Annotated in this window: 18 protein-coding genes; 4 read left to right on the top strand and 14 right to left on the bottom strand. The window is 68.6% G+C overall.

Translation table 11 applies throughout. The features are described 5' to 3' along the window. Window positions 1–6 precede the first annotated feature (6 nt). From ACN6O8_RS06305 to ACN6O8_RS06295, 3 genes are all read right to left on the bottom strand, one after another. Window positions 7–1,626 carry a methyl-accepting chemotaxis protein gene (locus ACN6O8_RS06305; RefSeq protein ID WP_427990219.1) on the bottom strand — a complete coding sequence of 540 codons (1,620 nt, stop codon included), beginning with the start codon at window positions 1,624–1,626 and terminating at the stop codon, window positions 7–9. Between the two features lie 307 nt (window positions 1,627–1,933). Continuing rightward, window positions 1,934–3,406: an amidase gene (locus ACN6O8_RS06300; RefSeq protein ID WP_427990218.1), complete on the bottom strand. Its 1,473-nt coding sequence runs from the start codon at window positions 3,404–3,406 to the stop codon at window positions 1,934–1,936. Window positions 3,407–3,549: 143 nt separating this feature from the next. After that, window positions 3,550–4,062, bottom strand: a complete 513-nt coding sequence (locus ACN6O8_RS06295; protein WP_427990217.1) for a PaaI family thioesterase — start codon at window positions 4,060–4,062, stop codon at window positions 3,550–3,552. 182 nt (window positions 4,063–4,244) lie between these two features. Between ACN6O8_RS06295 and ACN6O8_RS06290 the strand changes: the two genes are divergently transcribed. Continuing rightward, on the top strand, window positions 4,245–4,649 hold the full coding sequence (locus ACN6O8_RS06290; protein WP_427990216.1) for a group III truncated hemoglobin: 405 nt from the start codon (window positions 4,245–4,247) through the stop codon (window positions 4,647–4,649). A gap of 27 nt (window positions 4,650–4,676) precedes the next feature. Here ACN6O8_RS06290 and ACN6O8_RS06285 read toward each other — a convergent pair whose 3' ends face one another. The 3 genes from ACN6O8_RS06285 to ACN6O8_RS06275 form a co-directional block, all read right to left on the bottom strand. Further along, the gene (locus ACN6O8_RS06285; protein WP_427990215.1) at window positions 4,677–6,950 is read right to left on the bottom strand and encodes a helicase C-terminal domain-containing protein; all 2,274 of its coding nucleotides are present in this window, start codon (window positions 6,948–6,950) and stop codon (window positions 4,677–4,679) included. Continuing rightward, on the bottom strand, window positions 6,947–8,602 hold the full coding sequence (locus tag ACN6O8_RS06280; protein ID WP_427990214.1) for a VRR-NUC domain-containing protein: 1,656 nt from the start codon (window positions 8,600–8,602) through the stop codon (window positions 6,947–6,949). Before ACN6O8_RS06280 ends, ACN6O8_RS06285 begins: the two co-directional genes overlap by 4 nt. 76 nt (window positions 8,603–8,678) lie before the next feature. Then, the gene (locus ACN6O8_RS06275; RefSeq protein WP_427990213.1) at window positions 8,679–8,927 is read right to left on the bottom strand and encodes an AAA family ATPase; all 249 of its coding nucleotides are present in this window, start codon (window positions 8,925–8,927) and stop codon (window positions 8,679–8,681) included. 286 nt (window positions 8,928–9,213) lie between these two features. On the opposite strand from ACN6O8_RS06275, the gene ACN6O8_RS06270 reads away from it, so the two are divergent. Both ACN6O8_RS06270 and ACN6O8_RS06265 read left to right on the top strand, forming a co-directional pair. Beyond that, on the top strand, window positions 9,214–9,729 hold the full coding sequence (locus ACN6O8_RS06270; RefSeq protein WP_427990212.1) for an N-acetyltransferase family protein: 516 nt from the start codon (window positions 9,214–9,216) through the stop codon (window positions 9,727–9,729). 91 nt (window positions 9,730–9,820) lie between these two features. After that, the gene (locus ACN6O8_RS06265; protein ID WP_427990211.1) at window positions 9,821–10,063 is read left to right on the top strand and encodes a hypothetical protein; all 243 of its coding nucleotides are present in this window, start codon (window positions 9,821–9,823) and stop codon (window positions 10,061–10,063) included. A gap of 15 nt (window positions 10,064–10,078) precedes the next feature. On the opposite strand, the gene ACN6O8_RS06260 is transcribed toward ACN6O8_RS06265, so the two are convergent. The 4 genes from ACN6O8_RS06260 to ACN6O8_RS06245 form a co-directional block, all read right to left on the bottom strand. After that, a complete protein-coding gene (locus ACN6O8_RS06260) occupies window positions 10,079–10,750 on the bottom strand; it encodes a lysozyme inhibitor LprI family protein (protein WP_427990210.1) in 672 nt (223 codons plus the stop codon). A gap of 248 nt (window positions 10,751–10,998) precedes the next feature. Then, complete coding sequence (locus ACN6O8_RS06255; RefSeq protein ID WP_427990209.1) at window positions 10,999–12,315, bottom strand: c-type cytochrome; 1,317 nt, start codon at window positions 12,313–12,315, stop codon at window positions 10,999–11,001. Window positions 12,316–12,325: 10 nt separating this feature from the next. Continuing rightward, a complete protein-coding gene (locus tag ACN6O8_RS06250; RefSeq protein WP_427990208.1) occupies window positions 12,326–14,101 on the bottom strand; it encodes a GMC family oxidoreductase in 1,776 nt (591 codons plus the stop codon). Between the two features lie 3 nt (window positions 14,102–14,104). Then, entirely contained in the window at window positions 14,105–14,818 is a 714-nt protein-coding gene (locus ACN6O8_RS06245) for a gluconate 2-dehydrogenase subunit 3 family protein (protein ID WP_427990207.1), read from the bottom strand. Between the two features lie 444 nt (window positions 14,819–15,262). On the opposite strand from ACN6O8_RS06245, the gene ACN6O8_RS06240 reads away from it, so the two are divergent. Further along, window positions 15,263–15,754, top strand: a complete 492-nt coding sequence (locus ACN6O8_RS06240; RefSeq protein ID WP_427990206.1) for a GNAT family N-acetyltransferase — start codon at window positions 15,263–15,265, stop codon at window positions 15,752–15,754. 87 nt (window positions 15,755–15,841) lie between these two features. Here ACN6O8_RS06240 and ACN6O8_RS06235 read toward each other — a convergent pair whose 3' ends face one another. The 4 genes from ACN6O8_RS06235 to ACN6O8_RS06220 all read right to left on the bottom strand — a co-directional run bounded on the left by ACN6O8_RS06235 (window position 15,842) and on the right by ACN6O8_RS06220 (window position 20,233). Further along, window positions 15,842–16,252 carry a MerR family transcriptional regulator gene (locus tag ACN6O8_RS06235; protein WP_427990205.1) on the bottom strand — a complete coding sequence of 137 codons (411 nt, stop codon included), beginning with the start codon at window positions 16,250–16,252 and terminating at the stop codon, window positions 15,842–15,844. Window positions 16,253–16,394: 142 nt separating this feature from the next. Beyond that, window positions 16,395–17,174 carry a DUF4198 domain-containing protein gene (locus ACN6O8_RS06230; RefSeq protein WP_427990204.1) on the bottom strand — a complete coding sequence of 260 codons (780 nt, stop codon included), beginning with the start codon at window positions 17,172–17,174 and terminating at the stop codon, window positions 16,395–16,397. Window positions 17,175–17,567: 393 nt separating this feature from the next. Then, entirely contained in the window at window positions 17,568–18,314 is a 747-nt protein-coding gene (locus ACN6O8_RS06225; RefSeq protein WP_427990203.1) for a BPL-N domain-containing protein, read from the bottom strand. Window positions 18,315–18,655: 341 nt separating this feature from the next. Then, window positions 18,656–20,233, bottom strand: a complete 1,578-nt coding sequence (locus ACN6O8_RS06220; protein WP_427990202.1) for an AAA family ATPase — start codon at window positions 20,231–20,233, stop codon at window positions 18,656–18,658. Window positions 20,234–20,385: the final 152 nt, after the last annotated feature.

Raw genomic sequence — 20,385 nt, 5'->3', positions numbered from 1 at the left:
GGCGCGTCAGACCTTGAAGCGCGACACACCGCTGCGCAGGTCATTGGCCACCAGCGTCAGCTCCTCGATCGCCGCGCTCGACTGGCGCAACGATTCCACCGTCTGCTGGGCCGCATCGCTGAGCTGCTGCAGCGCCTGATTGATCTGCTCGGCGCCGGTGGCCTGCGCCTGCATGCCTTCGTTGACCATCTGCACGCGCGGCGCCAGCGTCTGCACTTGCTGGATGATCTGCGACAACTGATCGCCCACCTGCTGCATGTCGGCCATGCCGCGCCGCACTTCCTCCGAGAACTTGTCCATGCCCATGACGCCGGCCGACACCGACGACTGGATCTCGCGCACCATCTGCTCGATGTCGTAGGTGGCGACGGCGGTCTGGTCGGCCAGGCGGCGGATCTCGGTCGCCACCACCACGAAGCCGCGGCCATACTCGCCGGCCTTCTCGGCCTCGATGGCGGCGTTCAGCGACAACAGGTTGGTCTGATCGGCCACCTTGGTGATGGTGGTGACCACTTGCGTGATATTGCCGGCCTTCTCGTTCAGGATGGCCAGCTTGGCGTTGACCGAGCCGGCCGCGCCGACCACGTTGCGCATGGTGTCTTCCATGCGCGCCAGCCCCACCTGGCCGCTGCCGGCCAGCGCGGCCGTCTGCTCGGCCGCGCCCGACACTTCCGTCATGGTGCGCACCAGCTCGCGCGAGGTGGCGGAAATCTCGCGCGAAGTCGCGCCGATCTCGGTGGTCGTGGCCGCCACTTCCGACGCGGTGGCCTGTTGCTGCTTGGAGGTCGCCGCGATCTCGGTCACCGAGGTGGCCACCTGCACCGCCGAGCGTTGGGTTTTGGCGACCAGGCCGGTCAATTCATCCACCATGCCGTTAAAGCCGCTCTCGATGGCGTTGAACTCGTCCTTGCGCGCCAGCGTCAGGCGGCGCGTCAGGTCGCCGCTGCCAGTGGCCGCCAGCGTCTTGACGATGCTGCTCATGGGATTGACGATGGCGCGCAGCAACAGGACGCCGCAGATGACGGCAGCGATGACCGCCAGCGCCAACGACACCAGCATGCCGACCTCCGCCGTCTCGACCGCCTTCTGGATACTGACGGCCGATTCATCGGCCTGCTGCTTGTTGGCCGCCACCATGTCGGCCAGCACGTCGCGGCCCACATAGAACGCCGGCCGCAGGTCGGACTTGATCTTGGCCTGGGCCCGCGCCGGGTCCGACAGCATGGCCGGATCGAGGATCTCGGCGCGGATGCGCATGTACGTCTGCAGCGCCTTCTCGAATTCGTCGAACATGCGCTGGTCGTCGGCGCGCGCCACCGTGCGGCGGTAGTGCTCGATGTCGTCTTTCAGGTGCTGGTCGCTCTTGGGCAGCGCCGCCAGGCCGGCCTGACGCTCCTGCTCGGTATCGCTGTTGAACGCGTCCTGCACCACCACGAACCCCGCGAACCACGACGCCCGGATCGAGGTGCTGTAATAGATGCCCGGCACCGCATCGGTGTTGATCAACGCGGCCTCGGCCTCGACCTGCAGCAGCCTTCGGTAATCGACCACCACCATCAGGGCCATGATGGCCAGGATCACCAGGAAGCTGGCGATGATGCGTTCGCGTAGTGTCAGATTCTTCATACCGGGGCCCTTGTGCGATATCGGTTCACCAGCCCCGCGCCAGCAGCGTCGGCGTTTCGCGGCGGCCGTTCCGGCGCGCCCATCGCCCGTTGTTGACAGGAAGTGGGAATAGTCAGCAATTATTGCAAAGGCACGGCCCGACAGCTACGGAAAACAAGGATAAGCCCGCCTTCCTGGCGCCTTCCGTCGGGAAAAAGCAAAGCCTGCTTACGCGAGACTTGTCTTTTGGTGTGACAGCGCGTACGAAAGCCCGCGAACCGGCGCCGGTTTGGCGCCCCGGCGGGCGCCGCCGCAACCGCGACCGCCCCTAGCCCCACACCCGCCGCGGCGGGCGCGCCTCGACCCAGTCGCGCACCTGCCCGTGGGCGTGCGCCAGTTGCAGCACCGCCAGATCCCCGCGCGGCGGGCCGATCAGTTGCATGCCCATCGGCAGGCCGGCGGCGCCAAAGCCCACCGGCACGCTGATCACCGGGCAGCCGGCCAGGGTCCAAGGGGTCACGACTTCCATCCAGCGATGGTACGTATCCATGGGCCGCCCGGCGATTTCCTTGGGCCAATCCAGCGCGGCGTCGAACGGGAACACCTGCGCCGAAGGCACCGCCAGGTAGTCGACCTCCTGGAACATCCGCAGCACGGTCTGGTACCAGGCGCTGCGTTCTTCCGCGGCCTGGTAGACGTCGCGCGCGGTCATGCCGTCCAGGCCTTCCACCTCCCAGATCAGGGCCGGCTTGACCAGGTCGCGGGTAGCGCGATCGCGCACCAGGTCATGGTATTGCCCGCCCACCATCAGATGGCGGTGAGCCAGCCAGATGCGCCACAACCGTTCGCCCGCGAACGGCACACGGTACGCCTCGGCACGGCAACCGGCCGCCGCCAGTTCCGCCAGCGCCTGCTCGCACAGCGCCAGGATCCCCGGCTCCATCGGCAGATAGCCGTCCCAATCGCCCAGCCAGCCGATGCGCTTGCCGCGCAGATCGGCGTCCAGCGGTTGAGCGAACACCGCCGGATCCTCGCCCAGCGACAGCGGCGCGCGCGGATCGGGCCCGGCGATGACCGACAGCATGCGCGCCAGGTCGCGCGGCGTGCGGCCCATCGGGCCTTCGTACGACAACTGCTTGAGAAACACTTCGCTGGACGGCCCGTTGGGCACCCGCCCGGCCGACGGCCGCATGCCATAGACGTTGCAGAACGCCGCCGGGTTGCGCAGCGATCCCCCGAAGTCGCTGCCATCGGCCACCGGCAACATGCGCGCGGCCAGGGCCGCGGCGGCGCCGCCGCTGCTGCCGCCGGCGCTCTTGGCGGTGTCGTAGGGATTGACCGTGGTGCCGTAGACCCGGTTGTAGGTGTGCGAGCCCAGGCCGAACTCGGGCACGTTGCTGCGGCCGATGAAAATCGCGCCAGCCGCGCGCATGCGCTCGACCAGGATGGAATCCTGCTGGCTGACCTGGTCTTTGTAGACCAGCGACCCCATGGAAGTGACCATGCCGCGCACCGCGGTCAGGTCCTTGGGCGCCTGCGGCATGCCGTGCAGCCAGCCCAGCCATTGCCCGGCCGCCAATTGCGCGTCGCGCGCATCGGCCTCGCGCAGCAGTTCCGTCCGCTCGCGCCGCGCCACCAGCGCATTGAGCGCAGGATTGACCGCGTCGATGTGATCCAGGTAGGCCGTCATCACCTCGCGGCAGGATACGCGGCGCTGGCGGATCGCATCCGACAGCGCGTGCGCGGGCATGGCGACGATCTCGTTCAGGCGGCCGGCGGCCGCCGGCGTGGCTGCATTCATGCTGTTGTCTCCGCTGTTTTTCTTGGCAGGCCGACGATACTACGTCAACGGCGCGATGGCCGCATCGGCCCGCGGGCGGCCGCGCCGACGCCGCGGCCAGCATGCCGGGACGGCCAGCCGCCATCCGGAAAGGCCGCCCTGGCTCAGGCGGCGGGACGCGCGAACACCAGCAACGTGGAGGTGGCCGACGCCAGCAACCGCCCCTGCGCATCGGTCAGCCCGGCCTCGGCATAGGCCACCCGCTGGCCGAACGACACCACCCGGCCCTCGGCCCGCAGCCGGCCGCTATGGCGCGTGATGGCCTTGTGATAGGCCACTTTCAATTCCAGGGTGGTGTAGGCCTGTTCGGCCGACAGCCGCGAGTGCACCGCGCAACCGCAGGCCGAGTCCAGCAGTGTCGCGGCATAGCCGCCATGCACCGTGCCGATCGGATTGTAGGCATGCGGGCCGGGCGTGCCGGCAAACACCGCCCGCCCTTGCTCGGCCTCGATGAAATCGAAGTCCAGCGACACCAGGATGCCCGGCTTGCGGCCCGAGGCCAGCAGCGCGCGCAATTGCGCCAGGCCATCGAGACCGGCGCCGGTCTGCTCGACCAGGCTGGGTTCGCGTTGCGGGGCGGCGGTGGCGCCGCCCGCCAGGGTCGGATCGGAAGTCATGCGCAAGGCTCCGGCAAGGGGAAGAAGGAAGCACACGGTAAGGAAGGCACACGGTATATGACGTTCATCATATAACAAACCTTCCCCGGCACGGGGTCGGGCGCGGCTTGCGCCAGATCAACCCGCCCCGCCCCCGCGTCGCCCTACTATTCGCGCTGACTTCCCGCCCCTGGAGCACTTTCTTGTCCGACCCCGACATCTGCACCGAAGCCGAGATCCGCGAGCTGGTGCATACGTTCTATGCTAAGGCCCGCGCCGACGCCGCGCTCGGCCCCGTTTTCGAATCCCAGGTGCACGACTGGGACGAACACCTGACGACGCTGTCGGACTTCTGGTCAGCGGTACTCCTGGGCACCCGGCGCTTTACCGGCATGCCGATGCCCAAGCACGTGGCGATGCCGCACCTGAGCGCCGCGCTGTTCGAGCGCTGGCTGGCGTTGTGGGCCGAAACGCTGGCAGCGCTGCCCAACCGCGCGTTGGCCGACGCCGCCGGCGAAATGGCCAAGCGCATGGCGCGCAGCCTGTGGTACGGCTACCAGCTCAGCCGCGATCCGAACCAGCCATTGACCGAACTGCGTTCGGCCTGACCCCCACGCCCGCGAAAGCGGGCCCCGCTAGGCATCCACCCGCCACCAACTGGGCAGCAGCTTGCGCACCTTGGCGCGCCGATAGCGATCGTCGATCAGGTGCACCGTGCCCACGTCCTGCTCGGTGCGGATCACGCGTCCGGCGGCCTGCACCACCTTCTGCATGCCGGGGTAGAGGTAGGTGTAGTCGTAGCCCTGCGCCTGACCGTAACGCCGCTCCATGGCGCGCTTGATGTTCTCGTTGACGGCGTTGACCTGCGGCAGCCCCAGCGTCGCGATGAAGGCGCCGATCAGGCGCTTGCCGGGCAGGTCCACGCCCTCGGAGAAGGCGCCGCCCAGCACCGCGAAACCCACCCCCTGCCCGCTTTCGGTGAAGCGCGCCAGGAACGCCGCCCGGCTGGTTTCATCCATGCCCGGCGTCTGCAGCCAGATCGGCACCTGCGGATGGCGCGACCGCATCAACTCGGCCACCTGCCGCAGGTAATCGAAGCTGCTCAGAAAGCCCAGGTAGTTGCCGGGCCGGCGCGCGTACTGGTCGGCGATCAGATCGGCGATCGGCGCCAGGGATCGCGCGCGGTCGCGATAGCGGGTGGAGACATTGCCCACCACCTTGACCGCCAACTGCGCAGCCTGGAACGGCGCGGCCACGTCGATCCAGGCAGCCTCGGGCGGCAAGCCCAGCGTGTCGCGGTAGAACTGCTGCGGGCTGAGAGTGCCCGAAAACAGCACCGTGGCATGCGCCGCCGCGTGCCGCGCCGCCAGGTACGGCGCCGGCACCACGTTGCGCACGCACAAGGTGGACGGCGGCGTCTTGGCGCCATGCGAGCTGCCGTCGGCGCGCGTCACGTCGAACAGCGCGTGCGGGCCGAACTGCTCGGCCAACCGCATGAAATGCAGCGCCTCGAAATAGAACGCCAGCACCGGATCGTCCTGCGCCAAGGGCGATTCGCCCAGGTAGTCGGTGATGGCGCCCACCGCCTTCTGCACCGCCGCCAGCACGCCGGCAGGCGCCTCGTCGTAGGCCTGGTAGGCCTCGGCCTGCTTCTTGTTGAGCGCGGTCCAGGAACGTTGCAGGCCGTCCAGCGGCTTCTTGAGCGCCTTGGGCGCGGCCTGGCGCGCCGCCGCCAGGCCGAGCTGGTTCAGTTCGCCGGTGTACATGCGGCGGGCGCGATCGACCAGGTTGTGGGCCTCGTCCACCAGCACCGCCACCTTCCATTGATGCGCCTGCGTCAGCGCATGCAGCATGGCGGTGGCGTCGTAGTAGTAGTTGTAGTCGCCCACCACCACGTCGCTCCAGCGGATCAGTTCCTGCGACAGGTAGTACGGGCAGACCTGGTGGGCGCGGGCCGCCGCGCGCACCGCCGGCGCGTCCAGCCGGCCCTGGGCCAGGGCGGCCTCGCGCGCGGCCGGCAGGCGGTCGTAGAAGCCCTGCGCCAAGGGGCAGGACTCGCCGTGGCAGGCCTTGTCGGGATGCTCGCAGGCCTTGTCGCGCGCCTGCAGGTCCAGCACCCGCAGCGCCGGTTGCGCCGGCTGGGCGTTCAGCGTGTCGAGCGCCGCCAGCGCCAGCCCGCGCCCCGAGCCCTTGGCCGCCAGGAAGAAGACCTTGTCCAGCCCGCTGCCCGGCGCCGCCTTGAGCAGCGGGAACAGCGTGCCCAGCGTCTTGCCGATGCCGGTGGGCGCCTGCGCCATCAGGCAGCCGCCATCGCGCGCCCTGCGGTACACCGCCACCGCCAGTTCGCGCTGGCCGCTGCGAAATTCGCCATACGGAAACGCCAGCCGTTCCAGCGCCGCGTCGCGCGCCTGCCGATGCGCCAGCTCGGTGCGCGACCACGCCAGGAAGCGGTCGCACTGGTCCTGGAAGAACCCCGCCAGCCAGGCCGCGTCGCGGGTCTCGGACAGCACCGTTTCCTCTTCCGTGGCGACGTTGAAGTACACCAGCGCCACGCGGATCTGCGCCAGACCGCGCGCCAGGCACAACAGGTGCGCATAGACCCGCGCCTGGGCCCAATGCGCGGCGCGGTGGTTGTCGCGCACGCTGTCGAGCCGGCCCCGGTAGGTCTTGATTTCTTCGAGCTGGTTGGCCACCGGGTCGTAGCCGTCGGCGCGGCCACGCACCAGCAGGTTCTGGTATTGGCCGCTCAGCGCCACCTCGGTTTCGTAGCCGGGCCCGCGCCGGCCCGTGACCGCCGTGTGCCCGGCCATGCCTTCCAGCCCGCTGGGCGCGGGCGTGAAGCGCAGATCCAGATCGCCCGCGCGGGCCGTGAATTCGCATAGCGCGCGCACCGCCACCGCGTACGTCATGGCGCGGGCTCCCGCCACCTGACGTGGCAGACGCGCACCGGCATGCCGTGCTCGGCGCAATACGCCAGCCAGCGGATCTGGTTGTCCTGCAGCTTGTCGCCGGGCCCTTTGATCTCGATGAGTTCGTAGCCGGGCGCCGCGGACTGGAAACGGATCAGATCCGGCAAGCCGGAGCGGTTGGTCTTGACGTCGCGCAGCAGCCGCGTGAAGAACAGCTTCAGGTGCGCCGGCGGCAGGTGGTCGAGCGCGCGCTCAAGCAAGGGTTCGTCAAGCGCCCCCCAGAACACGAAAGGCGACTGCACGCCGTGCTTGTCGCTGTAGCGGCGGCGGATGGTGTCGCGGTATTCACCCGATTCCAGTTGCGCCAGGCAGGCGGCGAACAGCGCCTCGCGCCGCGCGTGGAAATCCGGCGCATCGAGGTCCGCCGGCCCGCGCTGGAACGGATGGAAAAACGCCCCCGGCAAGGGCGCGAACACCGCCGGCCAGCACAGCAGGCCGAACAACGAATTGATCAGGGTGTTCTCGACGTAATGCACCGGCGCGTCGTCGCGGTGCAGGTGGTCGCGGGCAGCGTATTCCACCGGCAACGGCGGCGCGGGCCGCGCCAGTTCGAGATCGAACCGGGCCACCGGAGCCGCCACGCGGCGGGCGGCGCCCTGGCCCAGCTTGCGGCGCAGCCGCGGCAGCATGCGCGCCAGGCGTTGGGTTTCTTCCTCGCTTTCGGGCGCGGCCTGGGCCCGCAAGGCCAGGGCCAGCGCGTCATCGAAGCGCGCCATGCGCTCGTACACCCGGATGCGCCGGTGGCGCGCCCCCGGGTAGGCGCACACGGCGTAGACGCGCTCGGCCGCGTCCCAGTCCCGGGCCCGTTCGCAGGCCTGTCCCAGACGCAGCAGGACCTTGGCGCGGCGCTTTTCCAGCCAGGGGTTGTCGCTGGCGCAGTCGGCCACCGCGCGCAACTGCGCGTCGACATCCAAATGCGCTTCCAGCGCTTGCCGGCAGGCATGCAGCGCCAGATAGCGGTCGACATCCGCCCGCGCCTGGAACGCGCGCGACGACGGCTCGAACGGCACCGCCTCGTACTGGAACACCCCCAGGTCGGCCAGCACGAACTCTGACCAGTCCTGGCGCAGGTTGCCGAAGAACATCAGGCGCAACCGCTCGCACAGGTCCGCGACCGCGACCCGCCAGGCCGGATCGGCGGGGACCGTGTGGTGCGTCACGGCCACCCAGGCCGCATAAGGGCGGGCCTGCGGATAGCGCGCGCGCAGCGCGGCCAGCAGATCCGCCTTGCGACCGGCCCCCTTGGCTGGCGTGGCGGCGAACAGCCGGTCAAGTTCGGGATGGGTATGCAGCGCGAACAGTTCGTCCAGCGTCATGGGGCTGTCGGCTTCCAGCCAGCCCAGCGCCAGCAGCGGCGCGGCGGCCTCGACCGTGTCGGGAATTTCCTCGTATGCCAGGCGGCTGGCGCGGAACCACGGCCCGCGCCGCATCAGCATGCGCGCCAGCAGCGCCTGCGACGTGCGCGGCAAGGCGGCGAATGCCGTCATGAAGCGGCGTTCGCGTTCGTCCAGCAGATCGGCGTAGCGTTCGCCAACCCAGGCCAGGGCGCGCTGGAAGTTATGCAGGTAGTAGTAGCGGTGCGGGGGCAACATCGGCCGGAACGAATAGCTGGTTATTTATCCAGTAATCATAGCAGGCCGACCCGCCTGTGGAAGCCTCGGCAAGTACCTATCCGTGGCGCACGATCTCGAAGCCCTCATCGTCCTGCGGCGCCACGAAATACGCCGTGATGGCGTCATACTGCGCGTCGCTGGTGGTGAACGGATGGCTGCCGGATTCGTTGCGGGCGCGCAGCCGCGCCTTGCATACCGCGTCGGGCAGGTCCAGGAAATGCAGCTGGTGGCGGCAGCCGGCGGCTTCGGCCACCTGGCGCAGCCAGGCGCGGCTGGCGCGGGTGTTGGCCGGAAAGTGCAGCAACGGCCCGCGGGGTGATGGCGGAGTGGATGCGTGTGATTGCATTGGACGGCCTCGGGAAAGAGCCACCCGGCGGGCCAACAAAAAACCCGCCGGTGGCGGGTTGATGTCGCGATGATCCGACGCGCGCTAACCCACCGTGGTCCCAACGGGGGGAATAATCAGGGCGAACGAGAGTTGCGGCCGGTTCATGGCACGATGATGCTGGACGGCGCCAAACCTGTCAAACTGCGGCGAACGAATCGTCGCGGCGCCGGGCCGCCTCCCACCCAGCCGCGGCAAAGGAACCATGTCCCGCCCTCCCGTCACCCTGCGCCAAGCCACCGCCCGCGATGCCGACGCCATCGCCGCCATGCACGCGGCCAGTTGGGCCGTCACCTATCGCGGCCTGCTGCCCGACGGCTTTCTCGATGCCGGCCTGGCCGACAATCGCCTGGTCCACTGGCAGGACCGCCTGCGCGACGCCAGCGCCGATGCGCAGGCCGTGTTCATCGCCGAGCAAAACGGCCAGCCGATCGGCTTTGTCTGTGTCAAGCAGGAACACGACCATCCCGGCGAAGTGCTGCTGGACAACCTGCATGTGCTGCCGTCCCACCAGGGCGCCGGCGCCGGCAAGCTCATGGTGGCGCGCGCCGAGGCCTGGGCCCGCGCCCGGAGCGCAACGCGGCTGTATCTGTACGCCCTCGAAGGCAACACCCGCGCCATCGAGTTCTACGAACGCCAGGGCTGGCGCAACACCGGCACCGAAAGCGACCAGATCGGTGGCATCGCGGTGCGGGCGCGCCGCTACGAGCGGCCGGTGTAGCGACAAGCCCCCCGGATTGCGGGTAAGGTATGCATCAGAGGCCTTCATCGTCCGGCGCGCCGGCCCGTGCCACCAGCAGGAACCGCACATCATGACTACCCTCCACCCGGCACTGCGCCCCATCCTGGCCGCGATCGCGTGCGCGTCGCTCGCCGGTTGCGCCAACCCGCCGGCCCGCGGCACGGATCCGGACTATCGCAGCCGCCCTCCCTCGGCCACGCAGGGCGCGACCAGCGCCCCGGGCCAACGCCTGAACATTCAGACCGGCGAGGGTGAACGCCTGAATCTGCCCTGGTTCATCCAGGACACGCAGAACCTGATCAATCGCCAGTGAGCCCGGCGGGGCGCCTCAGCGCGCCGCGAACCAGTCGCCGGCCACGCTGCCATTGCGGCCGCAGTAAGGCGGACCGGAGCCGTCGTCGGGGGTGCCGGGGGGCGCCGTTTCCCGCGCCACCAGCACGGCGCCGCGCCGCGTCAGCGTCAGAACCCAGGGCGGGCCGTCCTGGTAGGTCACTTTCAGGCTGTCGCCATCGACCACCGCGTTACCGCTCAGGTCGCATACCCAGTTACCGTAGTAAGGCATCCACGAACTGGCCGCCACGACCAACTGGCCGTTGGCGCCTTGCGTGATCTCGATCTCGCCCTCGATGTTGCGCCACTTGCCGACGAAGCCGGCGGCCGGATGCGGATTGATGGCCTTCAGCAAAGCCAGGCGCGCATGCATGAAGGTGGCCATCTCCTTGGCGGGCGTGCTCTGCGTGAAAGGCGCCTCATAGACCCTGTCCCGCATGCCCAGGAAATAGCGTTGATCGGCGGTCAGCGACTTGGCCGCTTCGGCATCCAGCTTGTCCCGCACCTCCTTGTATTGCCGCGCGATCGCCGCATCCTGATCCGCCAGCGCCGAGTTGGCGCAAATCGCTTTCTCGACCGGCGTGGCGGCCTTGGCGCAGTTGAAGGAAGGTGCCGCCGTGGCGCTGCCGGCCACGGCCAGGGAGGCCGCCAAGAGTAGAGGACGCATCATGTGAGAATTCTCCAGCTTGTGTGTGGATACGCCGCGCCCGGCGGCGCCGGAACAAGCTGCGGCACCGGCCTGTTCGACGGTGCGGGTTGAAGTCTAAGCGATAACACCGAGGCGCGGCGCGCGCGACACGGGCCGTCGCGCCTAGGTCCGTGCCCCCAATGCCTGCTGCCCGCGCCCAAAAAATTCGCCCGACGAATCGGGCGAATCCAATCGGGGCGCCACGGGCCGGCCAGCCCGCGGCGGCGCGACTATCGCGTCGGGGCCTTGGCCGCGCCCACTTCCTTGCGCACCTTGGCCACGTCCGACGCGCTCACTGCCGCGCCCTGGTTGCCCCAGCTTGAACGCACGAAGGTCACCACGTCGGCGACCTCCTTGTCGGTCAGGCGCCAATCGAAGCCCGGCATCGCGTACGCGGTCGGCGCCGCCGAGGTGCCCGGCATCTGCGCGCCCTTGAGCACGATGTGGATCAACGAGGCGGGGTCGGCCGAGTTCACGGTCGAACTGAGCGCCAACTGCGGAAAGGTTTCCGCGTAGCCCTTGCCGGTGCTGCGGTGGCAGGCCGCGCAGTTGTTCAGGAACGTCATGGCGCCATCGCTCGTATCCTTGCCGCTGCGCAGGGCCTGCGCCACGGTGTCGTTGTAGGCGAGCGGCTTGGTGGCGTTCTTGTTCACCGGCGGCAGGCTCTTCAGGTACACCGCGATGGCGTTGACGTCGGCGTCGGTCAGGTGCTGGGTGCTGTCCTGCACCACCTGCGCCATGCCGCCGAACGCGGCCGAATGGCCGTTGCGGCCGGACTTCAGGAAGGCCGCGATGTCCTCCTTGCTCCAGCTGCCCAGGCCGTCGGCCATGTCGCCGCGCAGGTTCTTGGCGAGCCAGCCCTCGACCACGCCGCCGGACAGGAAGGCCGAGCCGTCGGCGTCGGTCAGCGCCTTTTCCTGCAAGGCGAAGCCGCGCGGGGTGTGGCAGGTGCTGCAATGGCCCAGGCCCTCGACCAGGTACTGGCCGCGCAGCAGCGCCACCTTGTCGGCGTCGTTGGCGGGCGTGGCGCTGACCGGCGCGGTGGCGACGTCGGGCGCGAACATCCAGCGCCACACGCCCAGCGGCCAGCGCATCGACAGCGGCCAGGTGATGTCGGTGTCCTTGTTGGCCTGCTTGACCGGCGCCACGCCGTGCATGAAGTAGGCGTACAGGGCCTTGACGTCATCGGGCGAGACCTTGGCGTAGGCGGTGTACGGCATCGCCGGATACAGCGAATGGCCGTCCTTGGCCACGCCATGGCGCACCGCGCGATCGAAGTCCTCCAGCGTGTAGTTGCCGATGCCCGTCTCCTTGTCGGGCGTAATGTTGGTGGAATAGATCGTGCCCAGCGGCGACTCGATGCCCAGGCCGCCGGCAAAAGGCTTGCCGTCCCTGGCCGTATGACAGGCGATACAGTCGCCGGCGCGCGACAGGTATTCGCCCTGCTTGATCAGTTGGGCGTCGGCCGTGGCGGGCGCGCCGTCGGCGGCCCAGGCGCTGCCAGCGGCCAGCGCGCAGAGCGCGGCAACAATGGTTTTCTGCATCATTGTCGGCTCCTTATGCCTGCACCAGCGGGCCGGGATTCTTCAGGTACTGGTCGCGAATCGCCTGCGCGGCCCAGTACGCCAGGGCGCCCACCAGCCCGGTGGGGTTGTAGCCCATGTTCTGCGGGAACACACAGGCGCCCATCACGAACACATTGGGCACGTCCCAGCTTTGCAGGTACTTGTTGACCACGCTGTCCTTGGGGGTCGCGCCCATGATGGCCCCACCCGTATTGTGGGTGCTCTGGTAGACCCGGGTGTCGTAACGCGAGCCCTTCTTGCGCACGGCCACGAAGTGCTTCTCGGGCTTCATGGCCTTGGCCACGTCTTCCATGCGCTTGCCCATGTAGCCGAGCATGTCGAACTCGTTGTCGTGCCAATCGAAGGTCATGCGCAGCAGCGGCTGGCCGAAGCTGTCCTTATAGGTCGGGTCCAGCGACAGGTAGGCATCGCGGTACGACATCACCGAGCCGGAGATGCCGATGGTCATGTAGCGCTGGTAGGCGTCCTGCACGCCAGCCTTCCAGGCGGTGCCCCAGGATGGGGTGCCGGGCGTGGTGGGCGTCATCTTGATGGGACGGCCGCCGTAGCGGATATGGCGGATGCTGGCGCCGCCAATGAAGCCGAGCGGGCCGTGGTCGAACTGATCGCCGTTCAGGTCGTCCATGCCGACGCCGCCCGCACCGGTGCCGACGAACGGATTGAGCTGGGTGCCCTTGGGCAACAGCACATTGACCGCGCCGTTCATCTGGTAGGCATAGTTCTTGCCCACCACGCCCTCGTTGGTCTTGGGATCGTAGGGCTTGCCGATGCCCGACAGCAGCAGCAGGCGCACGTTGTGCATCTGATAGGCCGACAGGATCACCAGGTCGGCGGGCTGCTCGATCTCGCGCCCCTGGGCGTCGATGTAGGTCACGCCGACGGCCTTCTTGCCGGTCGAGTCGAGATTGACCTTGATGACGTGCGAATGGGTGCGCAGTTCGAAATTGGGCTTTTTCAGCAGCACCGGCAGGATGGTGGTCTGCGGCGAGGCCTTCGAATACATGTAGCAGCCGTAGTTCTCGCAGAACCCGCAGAAATTACAGGGCCCCAGGCGCACGCCGTACGGGTTGGTGTACGGGCCGGAAGCGTTGGCGGCGGGCGCCGGATACGGATGAAAGCCCACTTCGCGCGCGGCCTTGTCGAACAGTTGCGCGCCGTAGGTGGTGGCCAGCGGCGGCAGCGGGAATTCCTTGCTGCGCTTGCCTTCCAGCGGGTTGCCGCCCTCGACGATCTGGCCATTGAGGTTGCCGGCCTTGCCCGAGGTGCCGCAGACGTATTCGAACTTGGTGAAATACGGTTCCAGCTCGTCGTAGGTAACGCCGAAGTCCTGGATGGTCATGCCTTCGGGGATGAAGCCCTTGCCGTAGCGTGTTTCGTAGCGGGTGCGCAGTTCCAGTTCCTCGGGCAGCACCCGGTAGTGCATGCCGTTCCAGTGAAAGCCCGCGCCGCCCACGCCGGTGCCCAGCAGGAAGGAGCCATTCTGGCGATACGGCACGGCCACGTCGTCCACGCCATGCCGTATCGTCACCGTCTCCTTGGACAGGTCCTGGAACAGCTTGCCGCGCACGGAGTACGCCAGCTCGTCCAGCACCTTGGGATATTCCGCGTCCTTGGGGGTGTCCTGCATGGCGCCGCGTTCCAGCGCCAGCACCTGCAAGCCGGCCTCGGTCAGCTCCTGGCCCAGGATCGCGCCGGTCCAGCCGAAGCCCACCAGCACCGCGTCCACTTTGTCTTTCTTGATCGCCATCGCTTACCCCTTGTCCCCGGAAATCGACACGGGCCCGTAGGGATACTTGACGTTGGGCTGGTCGACCCAGTCCATGTAGTCGCCGCGCGCGCCCGGGAAACCCACCATTTTCCAACCCACCATGTTCTTGTTGCCGCCGTACATCGGGTCGGCGAAAAAGCCTTCCTTGGTGTTGCCGAGCAGGAAGCTGAAAAAGGTCTTGGCGGGCACGGTCTCGAATTCGATCTTGCCGGCCTGCAGATCCTTGAGGATCTGTTCCTGCACGGGCTTGTCGAGTTCCGCGAAGACCTTGCCGTGGGTCTTCTGGCACCAGGCGTCACAGGCCGCGATGCCGTGGCGGTAGACCTCGCGCGGGTTCTGGTTGAGCTGGTAGCCCAGTTCGGGCGCCACGTCGGGGTGGAACGGCCCCTGCATGTACCAGAGCTTGCCGTGGCCGTACGGCGTTTCCATCTGGCGGTCGATGAACTCCGGCACGCCGGCCTCGATGGCGCCGGGGCCGTACTGATCCGCGGGGATCAGGTGATCGACCGCGGCCACGATGAAGTTCCATTCGGGCTTGGTGAAGTAAGTGGGCTCGTAGGCCTTGGCGCCGCGCGCCGCGCCGCGGTCGGCGCCGTTGGTACAGCCGGTGGCAGCCACGCCCACCGCCAGCGTCGACGCGGGCACGATGGCCAACGCCTGCAGAAACCGCCTGCGCGGCTTTGCGTCTTGTGTCATAGACATCTCCGTGAGAATTCCAAGTTGTCCCGGCACCGCCGAACATGCACTCCTGGAAACACGAACTGCCGGGCCGCGCCCTGGTGACAACGCGCTCTTCTTTACAGAACAGCAGACCGATCCCACAAAAAGATCGGGCCCTCATTATGCGCCTTTCGCGCCAACTGATCTGCCTCAACGGCCGGATCAGATCGGTTTTCTTGACTTTGGATTTACTTTTGCATTAAGGACACTGTCAGACGAATTCAGGACAGCTCCGTGCCCGCATAGCGCGCGGCCATTGCCGCCCCCCGCCGGCAACGACGCCCAGGGCCCGTTCCGGGTTGAGATCGCGGATGGCGCGGTCACCGTGAACGGCCGCCGCTACGGCAGCATGGAGAAGGTGCCGCGCGCGGAACCGCTACCATACGAACTTTGCCGCCCTCACGCCCGTTGCCGTTTCCCATGCCCGCCCTGACTTTCCGTTGCCCCACCCTGGCCGACACCGACCGCTGCTTCGAGATCGAAAGCACCGCTTACGAAGGCGACGAGGCCGCCACCCATGCCAAGATCGCCACCCGCATCGCCGAATACCCAGAGGGCTTCCTGCTGCTGGAAGAAGCTGGCGCCATCGTCGGTTTCATCAATAGCGGCTGCGCCCACGAGGTGGTCATGTCGGACGAAGCCTTCAAGGAACTGATCGGCCACGACCCGGCCGCGCCCAACGTGGTCATCATGTCCGTGGTGGTCGACCCGGCCCACCAGGGCAAGGGCCATGCCGCGCGGCTGATGCACCGCTTCATCGACGATTGCCGTCGCCACGGCAAGCGCACCATCCACCTGATGTGCAAGGAGCGCCACGTCGCGCTGTACCGCAAGCTCGGCTACCGCTACGTGCGGCCATCGCCTTCCGACCATGGCGGCATGGCCTGGCACGAGATGGTGATGGCGCTGTAATCGCGGCTGGCGCCGGGTCGCCCGCGCCCCGTTCCCGGTCAACCGGCCGGCGCGTGCCGGCCCGGCCTGAAGCCGTGCGCGCCGTCCCTAACCGGCCTTGCCGAATACGCGCGACAGCACGCGCTGCGCGTCGGCCACACGGTCGCGGCCATCGGGCCGCATCTGCACATCGCGCATCAGCCCCAGCAATTGGGTCTTGCTGTGGGCCAGCCGGTTCTCCAGCGATTCGATTTCGGTCACCTTGCGCCGCAAGGCCTGCAACAGCGCGTCGCGATCCCATGCCCGCGCGTCGTCAGGCAGCAGCACGCGGATTTCCTCCAGGCTGAAGCCGACCTGCTGCGCGGTCGTGATCAGCTCGAGCGCCGAGATCGTCTCGGGCGGATAGCTGCGGTAGCCATTGGGGCGCCGCGCCACGGTTCTCAGCAATCCGGCGCTCTCGTAGAAGCGGATACGCGACGCGGTCAACCCGGTGCGCTTGGCCAATTCGCCGATGTTCACATTCTGGTCCTTTTCAATGCGCCGCCGACTCAGGCGCGGAACTGTCCGCGCCCGCGGCCCCGGGGCGCGCGCGGCGCGGCGTACCGCGCACACGCGGCATGGCCGCGCGCGCCCGGAGCGATTGCGGCGCAACCGCCCCGGCTTACTTGGCGGGCGCGGCCGGCGTCGTGGCGGCGGGCGCGGCCGGCGGCAACTTGTTGGGCGGCAGCACCGGGCCGGCGGGCAGCGGCGCCGCGCCATCCGGCTTGACGAACGTCAGGGTCGACACATAGCCCATGCCGTCGTATGCCTCGGGGCCATTGGCGCCCTGGCGCTCGCCCGGCGTGCGGTCGATGTGCATGGCGCGCAACACGTATTGGCCCTTCCAGGGCAGGTCGAACGAGGCCTTGCCCTGCGCGTCCGTGTAGGCCACTTTTTCCCAGCCCGACTGCACCATGGCGACGAGCTTGGCCTTGGCCAGCGGCTGCCCCTTGAGCACCACCTGGAATTGCCCGGCCTTGCCGGTGGGCACGATGTCCATGGTGAGCTTGGGCGCGGCCGCCGCGCTCACGTCAGCCATGTAGCGCGCGCTCATCCAGAACCAGGCGTTCATCTGTTCGCCGCCATGCTTGAACTTGCGCAGCGGCAGCGCCGACTCTTCCGCCAGCAGGCTTTCGTTATGCGCCGCCTTGGCCGACAGCGTGAAGCCGTCGGCCACCTTGGCCACCGTCAGCGGCGATTCGCCCTTGGGCGATACCAGCCGGGCCGACAGCTTGGTGAACGTGTCGAGATAGCCCGGCGACGCTTCGCGCAGGTTCTCGGCGAATTCCCCGAACCGGATGATGGCGGACTTGCCCGCCGGCTGCTCGATCCAGACCTGGTGCGCCTGCGCGGTGGCGGAAAGGCACAGCGCGGCGATCGCGATGGACAGGGTCTTCTTCATTGAATGCTCCAGAAAGATGGGGATGGACAGGCCCTGCCGCTGCCGGCGCCCGCCCCCGCGGCGGGAAGATCGGCACGGCGCGTCCGGACGATGGAAGACGCTTGTGCAGGTACGGCCATGAATCCTGGCATTCGAAGACAACCCAAAATAACAATGAGAACCGGCTGGATTATGTGGATCGACCCGGCGCTGTCAAGGCGGCGGCCCGCCCCGCCCGGCGCCGCCGACCTGTTTGCGCAGCGCGGCGCGCGGCGCCTTTTTCACTGCGCCGACGCCGCTTCGCAAGGCGCCTGAAGCCCGCGCGAAGCCGCCTCAAATGCCCCCGCAAAATCGGACTGCGCGCAGTGGCCAAGCCCGCCATTTCGACAAGAAGACCGCACCTGGCTGGCGCGCTCACAGCGCCAACTGATCCAGCAGGTCCTGGAACAGATCGTGCCGCGGCATTTCATCCAGCGCCAGCCCGGCCGCCTCGAACCAGGACGCTTCCGCCTCCGGGTGCGGGCCGCTCAGCACCACGATGCCTTGCTCGAAACCATAGCGGGCGGCGGCCAGGTCGCCGTTTTCGTAGGCCGCGATGGCGCGAAACCGCGGGTCGCCGGGCTGCGCCCGCAGATAAGGGCCGTCCTGGTAAAAAACGCGGTCCCGATGACCGGCCCAATCGATGGCGACGACGGCATCTTCGATGGTGCTGACCGCAAACCCCGGGCGGCCGACCTCCGAATCCAGTTCCTGCCCGATCAGCCCGAAGCCGCCGGCATCGGCAAGATACGCGCCCATGCACAGGCCGAGATAGCGTCCGCCGCGCGCCACGAAACGCCGCACCGCGTCGACCCGCGCATTGCCCAGGCTGTGGAACGCGGCGGGAATGTCCTGGCCGCCGCCCGGCTGCACATAGAGGTCGTAGCGGGCCAGGCTGGCCTCGGAAATGTCGATGCGCTCCCGCGGGCCGACGTAGTCGACCTGATAGCGCGCGCCGGCCTGTTCGATTGCGCGCCGGGCGGCCGCCGAGCAGGCATCGCACGCCGCCGGACCGCGGTAGACAGCGACACGCACCGGCTCGCCGTCGGCCGCGCCGGCCAGCGCGGCGGGCGCCGCCCCAACCAGCATCAGGGCAAGCAACAGCAAACGAAGCAACGTCATGGCCGCCCCCGGAAAAAGGTACGCGTCTTGCAGCGATTTCTTCCTATTGGTCGGAAACCGGTCAGACCATATGCTCCGGTATTCACGATAGCGTGTCGAGAGGCCTCATCCAGCGATCTCCGCACGCAAAAACGCCGCGGATGCGGTGTTCAGCGCCTGCGGCGCTTCCCGCGGCAACCAATGTCCCGCCCCGGGAACAAACTGAACACCCCGCAGGCCGGCCCCCCCACCGGTTCGGCCGCAGCCCGGGCGAGGAAAGCGCGCGAGAGGAAGGCCATGTTCTCATTGCGGCCGGCGGCGCAATTGGCAGGCGTGGCGGCGACGCACTGAGGGCGCGGCGATCACGGCGCCGGGGCGCCCGGGGGTTTGGCCGCGCCGCGATCCGCCGCGTCCGCATCCAGTTGCCGCAGCACGTATCGCGCCGTTGCCTGCACCGTCCCGCCCGCGTCCACCGGCAACCAGGGCAGCGCGCCCGGCGCGCGCGCCAATTGCCGGCGCACCACGGCTTCATCGGCGTCGGACGGATCATTTACGCGCGCCCTCACGCGCGCCACCAGGGTCGCGGGCGGCGCTTGCAGCCAGAAGCCGGCAAATCCCACCCGCGCCCGCGCGGCCGCCTGCGCGATGCGCGCGCGGTCGGCCGGCCGGTCGAAGACGGCGTCGGCGATCACGCACCAACCGGCGTCCAACAGTTCGCGCGCGTGCTCGGCCTGCGCCGCATAGACCTGCTCGGACACGTCCAAGCCATAGGCCCGCGCCGGCAGCCGCGCCTGTGCGGCAACGCCGTGCAAGGCCTTGCGGATGCGGTCGCTCGACAACACCCGGGCCCCCGGCGGCGCCCCCACCTCGGGCGCGATCGTGGCGGCGAGCACCGATTTGCCGGAACCGCTCAGGCCGCCCACCGCGACCAGCCTGACGGCGCGCGGCGCCAGACAGGCCAGCCCGGTGTCCAGGTAGCGCAGGGCCCGCGCTTGCAAACGCGCGCGCGCCGGCTCGGTCGCCGCGGCGGCCTGGGTGGCGACGACGTGGGCGCGGATCGCCGCGCGCAGCGCCATGAAGGCCGGCAGCAGGGGCAGGCCGTCGTCGTCGTCGCGCTGATCCAGATAGCGGTTGAGCACCTGGTTGGCCTGCGGCCCCATGCCCCGGCACCAAAGATCCATCAGCAGGAAAGCCAGGTCATACAGCACGTCGATGGTAGACAACGACGCGTCGAACTCCAGACAGTCGAACAAGGTCGGCTCGCCGTCGATCAGGCAGATGTTGGCCAGGTGCAGGTCGCCGTGGCACTGCCGCACTTTGCCGGCCCGGGCCCGCGCCCGCAACAGCGGCGCGTGGCGCGCCAGCTCGCGCCGCAATGCCGCGTCCAGCGCCGCGATCCTGTCCGCGGGCAGGGACGCCAGCCCGGCGAAGACCTGCGCGTTGGTGTCGACCACGCGCGCCAGTTGCGCTGGCGTATCCACCTCGGGCGCCACCTGCGCGCGCTCATGGAAAGCGGCGATCACGCACGCCAGGCGCTCGGCCAGGGCGGCCGGCAGGCCGTCGCGCGTCACCACGGTATCCAACAACGCATCGTCGGCGAAGCGCCGCATCTCCACCACCGCATCGACCAGCTCGCCCGGCCCGTCGAAAGACAAGGCCCCATCCTGCTGGCGGGTGATGCGGCGCACCCCCAGGTACAGGCCGGGCGCGGTGCGGCGGTTCAACGCCAGCTCGCGTTCGCAGGCCTGCAACCGCAGTACCGGCGTGGACAGATCGATGTACGCGAGCCGGACGGCGCGCTTGAGCTTGCAGGCGCGCGCGCCGGCCAGCACGATGGTCGACAGATGCGTATGCACCGTGGCAATGTCGGCGGCCGGCACGCCCTGGACGCGCGGGCAGGTCAGGAACGCCAGCGTGGCGGACTGGTTCTCGACGGTCATGGATTCTCCCGGCATGGACGAGGGCCTTGGCACCGCCATTATCGCGCGGCCGGCGGGCGGTCCCCCCCGGACCGCCATCGCAAGCCAGCCTGGTGCCATCCGCGCGCGCGAGCGTCGTCACCACCAGTTCATTGCGTGTCAACGTGCAGCGA

This window comes from Achromobacter sp. (genome assembly GCF_050285565.1).
Taxonomy (GTDB): domain Bacteria; phylum Pseudomonadota; class Gammaproteobacteria; order Burkholderiales; family Burkholderiaceae_B; genus Achromobacter.
The sequence above is the reverse complement of the archived record's forward strand: the minus strand, read 5'-3'. Positions and strand labels throughout refer to the sequence as shown.